Source organism: Pseudochelatococcus sp. (genome assembly GCF_050946405.1).
Taxonomy (GTDB): domain Bacteria; phylum Pseudomonadota; class Alphaproteobacteria; order Rhizobiales; family Beijerinckiaceae; genus Pseudochelatococcus.
On record NZ_JBMNUS010000001.1, the window covers coordinates 584,670 to 597,270 of the forward strand.

The 12,601-nt window shown below is 59.4% G+C and carries 16 protein-coding genes and 1 pseudogene; 10 read left to right on the forward strand and 7 right to left on the reverse strand.

The features are described from left to right. Positions 1 to 537 precede the first annotated feature (537 nt). From ACOYJQ_RS02500 to ACOYJQ_RS02510, 3 genes are all read left to right on the forward strand, one after another. Positions 538 to 939 (forward strand): single-stranded DNA-binding protein, encoded by a 402-nt coding sequence (locus tag ACOYJQ_RS02500; protein ID WP_377590840.1) that lies wholly within the window; start codon positions 538 to 540, stop codon positions 937 to 939. 349 nt (positions 940 to 1,288) lie between these two features. After that, positions 1,289 to 1,444, forward strand: coding sequence for a hypothetical protein (locus ACOYJQ_RS02505; RefSeq protein WP_377590839.1), 156 nt, complete (start codon positions 1,289 to 1,291; stop codon positions 1,442 to 1,444). 434 nt (positions 1,445 to 1,878) lie between these two features. Next, entirely contained in the window at positions 1,879 to 2,259 is a 381-nt protein-coding gene (locus tag ACOYJQ_RS02510; RefSeq protein ID WP_377590838.1) for a hypothetical protein, read from the forward strand. Between the two features lie 323 nt (positions 2,260 to 2,582). Here the strand turns inward: ACOYJQ_RS02510 and tnpC are convergent, their stop codons facing one another. From tnpC to ACOYJQ_RS02540, 6 genes are all read right to left on the reverse strand, one after another. Then, positions 2,583 to 4,082, reverse strand: coding sequence for an IS66 family transposase (gene tnpC, locus ACOYJQ_RS02515; protein WP_377590837.1), 1,500 nt, complete (start codon positions 4,080 to 4,082; stop codon positions 2,583 to 2,585). Between the two features lie 59 nt (positions 4,083 to 4,141). After that, on the reverse strand, positions 4,142 to 4,489 hold the full coding sequence (gene tnpB / locus ACOYJQ_RS02520; RefSeq protein ID WP_377590836.1) for an IS66 family insertion sequence element accessory protein TnpB: 348 nt from the start codon (positions 4,487 to 4,489) through the stop codon (positions 4,142 to 4,144). Beyond that, on the reverse strand, positions 4,486 to 4,881 hold the full coding sequence (tnpA, locus tag ACOYJQ_RS02525; RefSeq protein WP_377590835.1) for an IS66-like element accessory protein TnpA: 396 nt from the start codon (positions 4,879 to 4,881) through the stop codon (positions 4,486 to 4,488). The genes tnpB and tnpA overlap by 4 nt, the downstream gene beginning before the upstream one ends. A 379-nt stretch (positions 4,882 to 5,260) precedes the next feature. After that, complete coding sequence (locus ACOYJQ_RS02530; RefSeq protein ID WP_377590834.1) at positions 5,261 to 5,842, reverse strand: SLATT domain-containing protein; 582 nt, start codon at positions 5,840 to 5,842, stop codon at positions 5,261 to 5,263. Beyond that, positions 5,832 to 7,157 (reverse strand): SMODS domain-containing nucleotidyltransferase, encoded by a 1,326-nt coding sequence (locus ACOYJQ_RS02535; protein ID WP_433456151.1) that lies wholly within the window; start codon positions 7,155 to 7,157, stop codon positions 5,832 to 5,834. The genes ACOYJQ_RS02530 and ACOYJQ_RS02535 overlap by 11 nt, the downstream gene beginning before the upstream one ends. Positions 7,158 to 7,850: 693 nt before the next feature. Then, positions 7,851 to 8,762, reverse strand: a complete 912-nt coding sequence (locus ACOYJQ_RS02540) for an IS110 family transposase (protein WP_377590832.1) — start codon at positions 8,760 to 8,762, stop codon at positions 7,851 to 7,853. A 165-nt stretch (positions 8,763 to 8,927) separates the two neighbouring features. Between ACOYJQ_RS02540 and ACOYJQ_RS02545 the strand changes: the two are divergent. Both ACOYJQ_RS02545 and ACOYJQ_RS02550 read left to right on the forward strand, forming a co-directional pair. Beyond that, positions 8,928 to 9,625, forward strand: a pseudogene (locus ACOYJQ_RS02545) (IS5 family transposase). 136 nt (positions 9,626 to 9,761) lie between these two features. Next, a complete protein-coding gene (locus ACOYJQ_RS02550) occupies positions 9,762 to 10,016 on the forward strand; it encodes a hypothetical protein (RefSeq protein ID WP_377590830.1) in 255 nt (84 codons plus the stop codon). 276 nt (positions 10,017 to 10,292) lie between these two features. On the opposite strand, the gene ACOYJQ_RS02555 is transcribed toward ACOYJQ_RS02550, so the two are convergent. Continuing rightward, on the reverse strand, positions 10,293 to 10,511 hold the full coding sequence (locus ACOYJQ_RS02555; protein ID WP_377590829.1) for a helix-turn-helix domain-containing protein: 219 nt from the start codon (positions 10,509 to 10,511) through the stop codon (positions 10,293 to 10,295). A gap of 154 nt (positions 10,512 to 10,665) precedes the next feature. Between ACOYJQ_RS02555 and ACOYJQ_RS02560 the strand changes: the two genes are divergently transcribed. The 5 genes from ACOYJQ_RS02560 to ACOYJQ_RS02580 all read left to right on the forward strand — a co-directional run bounded on the left by ACOYJQ_RS02560 (position 10,666) and on the right by ACOYJQ_RS02580 (position 12,596). Next, on the forward strand, positions 10,666 to 10,914 hold the full coding sequence (locus ACOYJQ_RS02560) for a helix-turn-helix domain-containing protein (protein ID WP_377590828.1): 249 nt from the start codon (positions 10,666 to 10,668) through the stop codon (positions 10,912 to 10,914). Between the two features lie 174 nt (positions 10,915 to 11,088). After that, a complete protein-coding gene (locus tag ACOYJQ_RS02565) occupies positions 11,089 to 11,295 on the forward strand; it encodes a hypothetical protein (RefSeq protein ID WP_433456154.1) in 207 nt (68 codons plus the stop codon). 107 nt (positions 11,296 to 11,402) lie between these two features. Then, complete coding sequence (locus tag ACOYJQ_RS02570; RefSeq protein ID WP_377590826.1) at positions 11,403 to 11,606, forward strand: transcriptional regulator domain-containing protein; 204 nt, start codon at positions 11,403 to 11,405, stop codon at positions 11,604 to 11,606. Positions 11,607 to 11,670: 64 nt separating this feature from the next. Further along, a complete protein-coding gene (locus ACOYJQ_RS02575) occupies positions 11,671 to 12,174 on the forward strand; it encodes a DUF2285 domain-containing protein (protein ID WP_433456156.1) in 504 nt (167 codons plus the stop codon). A 140-nt stretch (positions 12,175 to 12,314) separates the two neighbouring features. Further along, complete coding sequence (locus ACOYJQ_RS02580) at positions 12,315 to 12,596, forward strand: helix-turn-helix transcriptional regulator (protein WP_377590824.1); 282 nt, start codon at positions 12,315 to 12,317, stop codon at positions 12,594 to 12,596. The last annotated feature ends 5 nt before the right edge of the window (positions 12,597 to 12,601 follow it).

Here is a 12,601-nt window from a genome sequence, read left to right on the forward strand (position 1 = left end):
TCCCACCGTTGCTCAAGCTCAGCCGCCGCGTCAGTTGCGGGACTCAGGCCGCGCAGTTCCTTCATCTTTCCCCGTTCACGCAATTCGTCGGTTCGCACCTTCGCCCATCGAGGCGGATGCGGAGCCATTCGCTCTGAGCCCGATAACTGTCATCTTCCCTTCCCAGCCGACCTTGCTCATCCGAGCGGGAACGCGAGGCGGCCGGTGGCGAGGGTTCTCATGCGGCGCCCGGCATGGGGCGGCGGTTCCATGAGCCTGTCAGCACGCCGTCGCCGGCAAGGACGAAGGTTCCGCTGTACGTCCCCGGTTCATGCTCTCAAAGGCGCCAATCCCTCCGACTGACTGATCCCCTAAGACCGTTCGGTTTCCGACCGCAACCCCCGCGGCTCCGGACCGTGTTGGCGCAAGCGCCGGCCCGCGCCACTCCGGGCCTTGGGGGCGAGCTGCCGTGAAGGCGGCAGTTGCTGTCGTCTCCCGACGGCCTTTGCCGGGTCTCGTCGGAGGGATGGTCCCTCCGAGGAGCAACGGAGACTTACAATGCAGAACATCGTCATTCTTGCCGGCAATATCGGTCAGACCCCCGAAACCCGCACCACCCAGGGCGGCACCAGCATCACCCACTTCACCCTGGCCACCTCGCGCCCCCGCTACTCGGAAGGCAGGGCTGTCCGGGACGAGAACGGCTACCGGGTCCAGGACACAGAATGGCACCGCGTCACCGCCTTCAACGGCCTCGGCAAGACGATCCAGCAATATTGCGAGAAGGGGATGAAGCTCCTGGTTCGCGGCCGCATCCACTACACGAAGTGGACCGATCGCGAGGGCGTCGATCGCTACAGCACGGAGATCATCGCCGAGACGGTAGATTTCCTGAGCCGTGCAAAGCAGACCGAGAACGCGGAGGATCAGCGTGATCTCGACGATGACATCCCGTTCTGAGTGGGGCGCGAAGGTCCGGCGGCGCAAGCCGCCGGGCCGGGTTTTCCGTTGTTCATGGCGGATTGCGGCGCCGTCCCCACGCCTACATCCCGGAACACAGGATATCTGGCCGGATCAACCGGCCCGGTATCCTCGTGAGCCCCGTTGCAGCGTGGTGCCAAACCGGCTTTCTCCCAATGACGGCCCATCATACCAGCAGTCGGGCCGCGTCAAGGACGTGCGGTTCCCCCAAAATGCTGACGCATTTCGGCTCCCCCACACGCCGGCTCCGCCGGTCGCTGCGCGATCCTTGACCCGTCCCTCCAACAACTGGTTGCCCGCCTCCGTCATCGAGACAAAGGAGGTTCACATGACACGGGTCGACATCTACACCGAAATCGCCGAGCTGCGTGCCGAACTCGGGCACTGCATCCTTACCCGCAAGGAGCGCAGGGAATCGCTGCGGCGCCTCGAAGAGCTGCTCGCCGAAGCTGAGCGCAGGCGGTGCGAGGAGGAGGGAGCGTAAGCTCCTTCTTTTTGTCGGCGACGGTGGCTGCGGACAGCATCGACAGGATCTCCAGCCGGATCGACCGGCCGGATCTCCTCATGAGAAGGGGGAAAGCCCCCCTCTCAAGCTCTCCCCCAAAGGGGCAGGGACACCCCGCCCCCTTGAACCCCCACCCATGGAGGGGGTGAATCACCCCCTCCAAACCACCCCGGCGCATACGGGCGCGGCGCCTCGTCGACGCCGCGGGCTCTTCTCTCTCTGACTTCCCATCATAGCACCGCCTCTCCGGCGTCAAGGACATCGCGGCCCCCTCCAATTTTCAGCCGCCGTCCCGAAGGACGGCGCCGGAAAATCGGTGCCTCCGCTCGCCGCAAGCGGCGGCTTACGCCGTCCTTGACCCCTCGATGCGCCGGTGCGGCCTCCTTCCGTCAGAGAACGAAAGGAGAGATCTCATGACAAAGCACAAGATCACTTACATCGACGGTGACAGCGCCGAATACCGGCGGCAGCGGAAGGAAGGCTTCCGCCGCATCCGCGAAGCCGAGCTGGCAGCCCAGAGGCTGAAGCGCGCGCCGATGTATCTTCACGGCGGCTACGACGAGGATGGCGACGTCATCCCGATCGAAAACCTCGGACCCCATGACGATATGGAGGACGCGATCCGGGCCATCGAGGCGAGCGAGACGGCCGTGAGCATCCTCGTTGCGCAACGTCGCGTCGAAATCGCAGGGCATCGCATCCCGGCTGTGACGCACGCGCTCCACCGGGACGATGAATTCCTCTACTGGGACGACGACTTCGATCCGGAGGCCACGGGTCCAGACACCGACTGAGACCCAGACCAGAGGCGGCATCCGCCGCCTCTGGTCTTTGCCTCGGTTGGAAGCGACGCCGGCCGGATCGACCGGCCGCCTTCGCTGACGAAAGAGGGGCAAGCCTCCTCTCGCCGCTCACCCCATGAGGGAAGGGCAAGCCCCTCCCTCAAACTCCCTCCCATGGGGAAAGAGGGACGGTTCCCTCCACCTCTTTCCCCAAACCCCTATCCCCCCTCCCGGCCCAGCCTGATTGGTCTTATCTCACCGGGATGATGCCGAAGGCCATACCCGATCCGCACGCGCCGCCCACTCCGGCCCTCCGTAAACGTCCGGTCTGACCGCTATCCGTTCCAACGCCACGGCATCAGGTCATCGACCTTTGTGATTTTGTAGTCGGGGATGCGGGCGATGGTATCTGCGAGCCAGGTTTGGGGATCGAGGGCGTTGAGCTTGGCTGTCTCGATCAGGGTGTAGGCGATGGCGGCGGCCTTTCCGCCCGCCTCCGAGCCGACGAAGAGGTAGTTCTTCCGCCCGAGGGCGATGGCGCGCATGCCGCGTTCGGCGGTGTTGTTGTCCAACTCCAGGATGCCGTGGTCGAGGTAGGGGCGCAGGCGTTCCATCCGCGACAGCGCGTAGCGGATGGCCGCGGCGAGCGGAGATTTTCCCGAGATCGTGGTGAGTTGCATGGCCAGCCAGGCCTCGAGATCATCGAAGACAGGGGCGGCATGGGCCTTTCGCAACTCTGCGCGACGATCAGGTGGCGACCCTCGAGCTTCCTTTTCGACGGCATATAGCTGGGCGATCCGTCCGATGGCCTCTTCGGCAATGGGGGAGCCTTGCGACCGGTGGATATCGACGAACTTGCGTCGGGCATGGGCCATGCAGGCGACCTCGCAGATGGCGCCGGAACGATAGAGATCCTCGAACCCGGCATAACCGTCGGCATGCATCCAGCCGCGGAAGCGGGCGAGATGGTCCTTCGGATGCTGGCCTTTCCGGTCACTGGAGAAGCGATACCATGCGGCAGGCGGAGCATCGCTGCCCCAGGGTCGCTCATCGCGGGCATAGGTCCAGAGCCGCGCCGTTTGGGTCTTGCCTGCGCCGGGCACCAGCATCCGCACCGGAGTATCATCGGCGAAGATCGCCTCGGCGGACAGGACATGTCGGCCGATGGCTTCGGCCAGCGGTTCCAGCAGAGCGGTGGACTTGCCGACCCAGTCGGCCAGGGTAGAGCGGTCGAGATCGAGCCCTTCGCGATCGAAGATCTGGCTCTGGCGGTAAAGCGGCAGATGGTCGGCATACTTGCTGACTAGCACATGGGCGAGCAGGCCGGGGCCGGGACGGCCGCGTTCGATCGGGCGCGAGGGCAACGGCGCCTGGACGAAACGCTCACAGCAGGAGCAGGTCAGTCGGGGACGGACGATGCGGTTCACGATGAAGCGCCCGGGGACATATTCCAGCTCTTCCGTGACGTCTTCCCCGATCCGGCGCAGGTGCCCGCCACACTCAGCGCAGGCATCAACACCGGGCGTCAGTTCCACTTCCATCCGGGGAATGTGGTCCGGGATCGGGCGGCGCTTGGGTTTGCCCTTCTCTTCGATGTCCGGCAGCTTCATCCGTGCCGTCATTACGGCGGCGGCGATCTCGCTGGTCTCAAGGGCCAGTTGCAGTTGCCCGGCAGTCTCGGACGAGGCCCCGAACCGATGTGCGCGGTGCCCGGCCAACTGGTGTCGGAGCTTCTCGATCAGGATCGCCTGCGCCTTCACCTCGGCCAGAAGCCGCGCGGTGAAGCTGCGCAACTCCTCGGGATCTTCCGGTAAGGTCAGGGTTTGCTCGAACATGAGAGAAGTCTATCCCACGGGATTCCTTGTGGGAATCCCGTGGTTGCCGAGCGGTCGGATTATCCCGCTGCCAGCGGGCGCCAGGTCCGTTCCGGGGTCCGCCAGTCGATCCCCTCAAGCAGCATGGATAACTGTGCAGGCGTCAGCGCGACCTTGCCCTCCTTGGCCGAGGGCCAGACGAACCGGCCCCTCTCCAGCCGCTTCATGAACATGCAGGCCCCCTGGCCGTCCCACCAGATCACCTTCACGAGGTCGCCCCGGCGACCACGGAACACGAAGAGATGCCCGGCGAACGGGTCCTGCTTCAGCACCGCCTCGGCTTGCGCCGCGAGCGCCGCAAAGCCCTTGCGCATGTCCGTCACTCCGGCCGCCAGCCAGACCCGCGTGTTGGCCGGGACCGGGATCACGCCGTCAGCCCCCGGATCAGCCGTGCCAAGGCTTCCGGATCATAGCCGCCGCTGATCCGCATCCGGTGACCGCCTGCAAGTTCGATTTCGATCCGGTTCTCGGCAATAGGCGTGGTCACCGGCGGCGGCGCCTCCCCGACGATCTCCACCGGCAGAAAGTGCGCTTCTTCTGAAGGGGCCGGAACCGAAGCCGGGTCAGGTGCATAACGGGCATCGCGCAGCCACTTGAAGATCAGATTGGCATTCACCGCGTAGCGCCGCGCCACCTGGGCCACCGAAACGCCGGGCGCAGTCGTCTGGAAACAGATCGACCGCTTCTCCTCGTCCGTCCAAAGCCGCTTCGTCCGACGCGCCACGCCATCACCATAGTGTCCACTATCGATGGTGGACACTATCCCGCACTCTCAGAACGCGGCAGTGCGGGCAGACCGGACGCTTACGGCCCTCCTGATCCAACAGGAAGCGCAATGCCCGCTGCCGACTATGACGGAGACGACAGGGACGACGACACCATCATTTAGGAAATCGACCAATTCTCTTGAAGCCGGTGGAGCTTCTGCCCCGATCGTCCGCCTGATCACGCCAGGAGGGGCTGCAAGCGGGCCTATCCGCTTGCACGTCCGAATCAGTTCCAACCAAAAAGGCTTGAAACCCGTCTTTGCGGCCAACTCCTTCACCCGCAGCAAAGAACGGCTAAAATAGACGAGATACTCGGTCGTTTGTGCCTCAATTGAACATGATAGACGTTCTAACTCCTTTTAATAATTTATTTTACTGCCGCGCTATCGTCTTCGATCGACCGCCTGAACGCTTCAGCGATAGTGGAAGGAAACAGTCGATCTCGTCGGCGCTGAATGTTAAATCTTCCATTTTCTGCAGTCGCTTCTGAGCTTCGATATAGGCCTTGCCATTTGTTTGTGGCGCAGCCTGATAGAGCGCAGCAAGCATTGTCTGCAACTCATCGCGACGTTCGACAGCAGCCTGCCGATCGAGCGTCGGTAAATCTGTAAGAAGCGAAAGATAACATTCGCGGACGTTCCACAGTTTCGCGGCCGCCTCACGGTGCTTCTGCGCTGTAGAACCCAAGTCGAAATTCTTCAAATATGTCGTTACAAATAGCGTGAGGAACGACACTAGAGCCGTTGCGACTTCAACCCACGCTTTGTCCGTTACCACCGCGCCAACGGCACTCGTACTCGTGAGTGCTGTGAGGACAATTTGCAGGATCTTATAGCTGTTGAGTTGCTTGGCGCAGTTATCGGCCATCCGCTCATGCGTCTTGTGGGTGTAGACGACCCTACCAAAACATTCGCGGATCTGATCCTCAAGGGTGATGTCATAATCAGGCTGCATAATCGTCTACCTCGGCGCTCTGTGCGCTGATGGGAACCCGAATGACATCCCGGGCGACAACCACCCCATTCAAAACTGCATAGGATTCTACACGATGATTGCCACGAAAATCAGTGCTTTCGTACTGCTCCCAAGAGCCGGAGTCCCGGACAATCTGGCCACGTATCATGTCGCGACGCTCGGCCTCCTCGCCACGATTCAGTACCTTCCAATAGATTTCGACTTCGGGGGGGAGATCGGAGCTATCTGCTATGAAAAAGCGGAGACTTTTCTTGCGTAGAAGAATGCCGTGGCGTTCGAGAAGGTCGAGCAAGAGCGTAGGACGGAAGCCATTCTGGATCACCTCGCAATCGATTCGCACATCATACCGCACATCCACTGGAAAGCGGTCCTCAATATATTCTTCCGTATTGCGAAATGCAGCTTTGGCAAACGCGGCTTCGGATGCCGATTTGGATACTGGGGTAGGATAGCCATTCCCAAACACGTTACGCCATTTCTGGCGTTCATTGGCTTGTCCGCTCGCCTCGATAGCTTTCAGGCAGAGTTCGTATGCCTTTTTGGCTTTCCTCTCGAATCTCTTTTTGACACGCACACGCTGCCTGCTGCCAAGGGCGGCGTATTCAGACTGTTTTGGCTGCTCAGATAAGAACTTAAAAAAATCACGACACATGTAATCGTAGTACAGATAGCTCCTTTTGTCGTACTCGTCGGTGGATTCCAGAAAATTGTAGGCGAGCGTATCTATCAGGAGCCCGCTCATCGCTACGCCATGCTTGTTTTTCCAAGCGCGTGTCATTTTGCACAAGCGGCGTAGATTTCTGTTTTTTCGATCATTTGCCGCTTGCATCTCATCAAGCTCATCCTGCGGCTTGGTTATCTTCCATGATCCGCCATTCGCGGTATCCGGATATTTATAGCTTCCATCTGATTGCCGAAAAGCGGGCATCACCTCAACGTGGAAGTCCTTGTAGAGAACCTGCACGACTAGTCTGTCGACCTTTACGGTAGTCGACGGATAACGCGATTTGATCGCATCTTTGGTATCACGAAGAAGTGCGTAATGGCCGCCGTTCTTGTAATTATCCCATTCCGCGGCAGGGACGATGTAAATCATGTCCAAGTCGGAGATACCTTTTATTGCCGTCCAGCGACCGTAAGACCCTACTTGGAGGCTGTTGGCAGTTTTCGATTCGGTCTCTCGGAATCGCTTATTAAGAGCGGCGGTGATCTCACCATAGCGAAGTGAGATAGTTGCTGCGTTATCGATTTTGATGTTGTCGAGAAAGGTTTTGAAGTCGTCTGCGATGCCCACTGTGCCCCCAATCGGCTGAAGGGATGATGCGCCCTAGCATGCGAGCTCGACAAGCGCAGGTTCCTATTCTGTGCTCATCTGGGCATGACCGTCAAACTTCACAAGGCGATTATCACACGGAAATTTCGTACAGGACACCGCAGACACAAATATGGGCGGTCAGGAACACCTGTAGGCGACATCTGTCTTTCTTAATTCGCTGAATAATGATTAAATAAATCATAATTAAAAAATAATACTGATATTGGTTATGAGGAGTTAGCGTTCCTGATTCTAGATGGATTCGGCATATCTTAGAGGCGCTATATTGGTATTTATGTCCTGTCCCGCAGCATCAACCTCTGAGGTTGAGCGCGGCAGCCTCGTCTGTCACGAACGAAAGCTATACGACAATTAGGTCGTGGTGACGATTTAATTTTTGGGATTCCCAAAGTGCTACAAATCAGATTCATATGTGGACGCCCCCTATGGCAAGGGTTTTTGTCTGATGAATTTGATCGGTTGCTTTCATATGTCCGGCCTGTTTGTGCGGCATTGTGATGGCCGCTGGCCCTGATGGAAATCCGTCGGTGAGGTCCCTGATCAATTTGGCGCGCTTGTGAGGCGCGTTGAATCAGACGGGCTGGTCTCACCATTGGCTCGATCGTTACTCATCATTGACTGCCGTTACCAATTCGGGTGATCTGTATTCTGTCAGGCTGCCAGTGGGTGAGGTCGATAAGCTTCCTTTCGCGTCAACACGGCCCATGCGATCCGAGCCAACTTGTTCGCCAGTGCCACGGAGACGAGCCGGAAGGGTTTTTTCTCCATGAGCTTCCTGATCCAGTCAGCCATGGGTGTTGGCTTATCCTTGACGTGGCGGATGACAGCGGTGGCGCCGACGACGAGCAGGCGGCGCAGATATCGATCTCCCTGCTTGGAGATACCACCCAGCTTCGTTTTGCCACCGGTGGAATGCTCTTGCGGGGTCAGGCCCAGCCATGCGGCGAACTGTCTTCCCGAGCGGAACTGATCGGGATTGGTGACGGTGGCGGTGATCACGCCGAGGCCGGGGATCGCGGCAAGCCTGCGGCTGGCCTCGCTCTCGGCATGCCAGGAACTGAGCTGCTGGTCGAGGACCGTAATCTCGCTGCTGATCGCCATGATTTGGCGGATGAATGTCTCCCGGGCGGTGCGCGCATAGGATGGCAGGGCATTGGCGAGCATGGTGCGCTGACGTACGAACAGGGACCGGGCGCGATGTGTCATGAGGATGCCCTGTTGCTTGATCGTTTTGACCGGCACGAACCGCATCGTCGGACGTTGCACGGCCTCGCAGATCGCTTCGGCATCGAGTGCATCGCTTTTACCGCGCTTCACATAGGCCTTCACGTAGGACGGGGGAATCAGGCGGACTTCATGCCCCATCGCGACGAGCGTTCGCGCCCAGTGATGCGCCGTTCCACAAGCCTCCACGCCAATCAGGCAGGGCTGCAGCTTTGAGAAGAACGGCAGCATCTGCTTCCTGTGCAGCCGCTTCACCAAAATCGTGGCGCCGTTCTCGTCGACACCGTGTGCCTGAAACACGTTCTTGGCCAGATCCAGTCCAATCGCTGCAATCGTCATCGTAAATGCTCCTTTTCCTGCTTCGGCCGGTTGAGCAGCATAACCGCTGCTGGCAGTGCAGGGGCGTCCACATCATCAAGGCTGTTTTTTTGGAGATCGGCGATGGACTGTGATGCTCTTCGGGATGATCAGTGGGAACGGATCAGGAGCTTTGTGCCCGGCGGCATGAAGGGCAAGCGCGGACCACGCACCGATAACCGCAAGTTCCTCGACGCACTGTTATGGATGGCGCGCTCTGGCGGCCGCTGGCGCGACCTGCCTGAGCGGCTTGGCGACTACCGTTCGGTGAAGCGTCGCTACTATCGCTGGATCGAAATGGGTGTGCTGGACAACATGCTGGCTGCGCTGGCCCGCGAAGCCGATCTGGAATGGCTGATGATCGACAGCGCCATCGTCCGCGCCCATCAACACGCGGCCGGAACCCGCAAGGTCAAAGGGGGGCGGATGCCCAAGGCCTGGGTCGGTCTCGCGGGGTCCTGAGCACCAAAATCCACGCTGCCGCCGAGGCCCTTGGCTTGCCTGTCCGCCTGATCGCTTCGCCCGGCCAACGCAATGACATTGCCTTCGCCCACGATCTGATCGACGGCATAGAAGCCGATGCTACCATTGCGGACAAAGGCTACGACGCCGATCATCTTGCAGACAAGATAACCGACAGCGGTGCGGAAGTCGTCATCCCGCCCAAGCGCAACCGCAAGGTTCAACGCCCCTACGACGTGGATCTCTACAAAGAGCGCAACTGTATCGAACGCTTCTTCAGCAAGCTGAAACAATTCAGGCGGGTCGCCACACGCTACGACAAATTGCTCGCAAACTTCATGGGCTTCGTCAAACTCGCCGCAATCGCCATATGGATCAGATAGTTAAATCGTCACAACGACCTAGATCATATCACGCAATACATTCTATCACTCCCGTTTCCGATCCGCCCATAAGCTTGGAGGCCGGAATGCTGTCTCAGCATATCTGTGGGCGGTCGTCTGCATCGAGACCCGTCACATGAAGGCCGCGCTTTCGGCACAGCTCAACAAAACTGATGGTCATGATGCATGCGGGATCGCTCAGATGATGCGTGTCAGCCTGTTCAAGCCGGTTCGTATCAAAACGCGGACCAGCCAGCGCCTTCGGACTATGCCCACAGCACAGCAATGTTTGCGGAACAAGCTCCAAGATATCGCGAACAAAATCCGCTGCCTTATCCGCAACACCACCTCAGCAAGGCGATCATCGCACTGGCGCGCAGAATCGTGGTGATCTTGCGTCGCATCTATATCGACCGCATGGAATTCGATTAGAGCGAGAAGCCGGAAGCAGAAGCTCCTTCGGCTTGAGCTTCAGCCGGATAAGACCCTATCGATGCAACTCTCCGCAAGGGGACGGGAACTGACGAGTTCGCAAATACGACTTAACTACCCAGGCCCCGCCAAAGCGATGCCGCATAATAGATTGTTTCGTTGGCTCCTCTGGCCCCATCTTATGGTGGCCTCCTGCCTACTACGAAGAGTAGCGTGATCCTCGCGAGAGGGGCGCTCAACTTTGATCGTCGGGCGTAACCAGCTCGACGTGACTGACGCCGAGAGCTTGGGCCAGTTCATAGAGCGTGATCACGGTCGGATTCCTCCGACCGCGTTCAAGGCTGCTGAGATATTGTTGACTGAAGCCGGAACGCGCCTCGACCTCTTCCTGAGTCAGGCCCCTCTCCCGACGCAGGCGGGCGAAGTTCCGGCCGACCAGTTTGCGCATATCCATGCATAGGAAGATTGCCGTTTACATACTTTAAGTTTATCAACTATAGTATGTAATTGAGCTGCAGATGGAGATTGGGGTCGTGCAAGCGGCATGGTCTGGATAGAGAGGCCGCAGTTTGGGAATGCGCGTAGGTCCATGCGGACGGTGATCATGTATGATCATCGCTCGACAATCACGGGCCGCACGCGCGTTGCTGGGTTGGACACAGGAGACGCTCGCTGACAAGGCCCGAGTATCACTGACCGCACTCAAGCGCCTCGAATCCGAGAACGGGTTCGAAGTGTACGAGTCGACACGCGATCAGGTGCGCCGATCTCTCGAAACGGCGGGGATCGTTCTCCTGTCGACAGAAAAGGGTGAAGGGGACTTGCTACTACACGATAGGACCGATGCCTCGCAGTAGCTGTTCTTTATGACGAGCTACCAATCCTTGTCACAAAAAGAGCTTATCTCCTGCGGAGATCGTTAATGGCAAAGTGCGCACGAATATGGGTGGAACAAAATGGGGCAAGCAATCCAGACATTTTTGCACAAACCCCCGTCCAGCGAGACGATTACGTCTTACGATCGAGAGCACATGAAACTCTATATGCGGCTACTCGATGCCGAGCGCGATGGCGCCGACTGGTACGAAGCCGTCAGCATCCTATTTGGCCTGGATCCTGATCACGATCCGAAACGCTGCCACGCCATCTACGAGGCCCATCTTGCTCGCGCTCACTGGATGACGGAGTACGGCTACAGAGAACTGGTTCGCGAAAGCCAGCGGAAGACATCATCGTGATGCGTTGAAGGCATCACCTGATGCTCTCCAACTGACTTCCCAAATTCAACCCGAAGGGGAATCGTGACCCCTCCCAAGTTCTTAAACCGAGATTCGGGAGAATCGCGATGACACCTGATGCATCGACCTGGCGTACATCGGCACACTACGACCATCTGGATGAACTAACGCCATCCGATCTCGCCTGGGAATGGCTCCGCCGCAACGACGAATACGACGCAGACTTCGAGGCGTCGATTTCCGAAAGTAGTGATCGCGAAACGTTGACCGAGCGAATGAAGTGGCGGTGGCGATTGCGATTTCGCCGTTGACCCCCTTACACCACCTCCCGATGCTCCCGTCTTTTGGCTCCCGCTGGAGGACACCAGCGTTGTCGTGCTGACCGAAGCCCCTTCGGCACTTAGCGACAGCATCGCAGATGGTTCCATCGAACCCTGGCGACCCGACCCACCGGCTGACGGTGCAGATGACGCTGCGTTCCGCTACCCTTTGGGCAATGGGCAGCACCTCCAGGTTGTCGATTGCGCTGTCCAGAAAGGCGCTGTAGCCGCCGTTCCTCTCGGCATTGAGGGCTTCGACCGGATCGAGGCAGTTCATCGCCTCCTCTCGGCTCTGCATGGCCGCGCTGTTCCGCCAGATACGCGCCTCACACACCAACAGCGCATCCGTCAACGCAGAATGCTTCGCGCGTTCGACGGAGACCGCGCTGGCGCGACGCAACAGGAAATTGCGCAGGTTCTCTTCGACGTCGATCATCTCAACCGCGACGAATGGCAGGCTTCGTTTGCTCGCCATCGCGTCAAGACGCTCCTTCGTGACGCCCGCAAGATGATCACGGGCGGATATCGAAAACTCCTTCATCATCGCCGCCAATCCTAGCGCGCTCCTATCCCCGCATGGTGGGCGATTTCAATACCTCCCAACTTCGCCCTGCAACTCGCCAGCTCTCCTCCGCCACCGTGGTCGCTGTCAGCCGCTGATCCGCAGCGGCCGTCCCCAACGCCACGGAGGCCCGATCCATGCCCCACGAACCCGTCGTTTTGCCGCCGCGTTTCCTGCGCACCAAGGAAGCCGCCGAGTTTCTCAGCTTGTCCGCCCGCACTCTTGAGAAGCATCGCACCTACGGAACCGGCCCCGCCTATCGCAAGCTCGGCGGTCGCGTCGTCTATGCGATCGACGATCTCGAAGCCTGGGCTGCGCGCGGCTCCGTCACCTCGACCTCCGATCCGCGTGGGCAGGTGCTGCCGGCGAAGCGCCAGGTGCTCCCCGCCGTCCCGCAGCCCGGCCGCTACGCACGCTGATCGCG

Coding starts and splice junctions, on each gene's coding strand:
- ACOYJQ_RS02540 (WP_377590832.1), bottom strand. CDS start 8,762: ATGACGATTGCAGCGATTGGACTGGATCTGGCCAAGAACGTGTTTCAG.
- ACOYJQ_RS02570 (WP_377590826.1), top strand. CDS start 11,403: ATGACACCTGATGCATCGACCTGGCGTACATCGGCACACTACGACCAT.
- ACOYJQ_RS02550 (WP_377590830.1), top strand. CDS start 9,762: ATGAAGGCCGCGCTTTCGGCACAGCTCAACAAAACTGATGGTCATGAT.
- ACOYJQ_RS02580 (WP_377590824.1), top strand. CDS start 12,315: ATGCCCCACGAACCCGTCGTTTTGCCGCCGCGTTTCCTGCGCACCAAG.
- ACOYJQ_RS02505 (WP_377590839.1), top strand. CDS start 1,289: ATGACACGGGTCGACATCTACACCGAAATCGCCGAGCTGCGTGCCGAA.
- ACOYJQ_RS02565 (WP_433456154.1), top strand. CDS start 11,089: ATGAAACTCTATATGCGGCTACTCGATGCCGAGCGCGATGGCGCCGAC.
- ACOYJQ_RS02555 (WP_377590829.1), bottom strand. CDS start 10,511: ATGGATATGCGCAAACTGGTCGGCCGGAACTTCGCCCGCCTGCGTCGG.
- ACOYJQ_RS02530 (WP_377590834.1), bottom strand. CDS start 5,842: ATGCAGCCTGATTATGACATCACCCTTGAGGATCAGATCCGCGAATGT.
- ACOYJQ_RS02500 (WP_377590840.1), top strand. CDS start 538: ATGCAGAACATCGTCATTCTTGCCGGCAATATCGGTCAGACCCCCGAA.
- ACOYJQ_RS02560 (WP_377590828.1), top strand. CDS start 10,666: ATGATCATCGCTCGACAATCACGGGCCGCACGCGCGTTGCTGGGTTGG.
- tnpC (WP_377590837.1), bottom strand. CDS start 4,082: ATGTTCGAGCAAACCCTGACCTTACCGGAAGATCCCGAGGAGTTGCGC.
- ACOYJQ_RS02510 (WP_377590838.1), top strand. CDS start 1,879: ATGACAAAGCACAAGATCACTTACATCGACGGTGACAGCGCCGAATAC.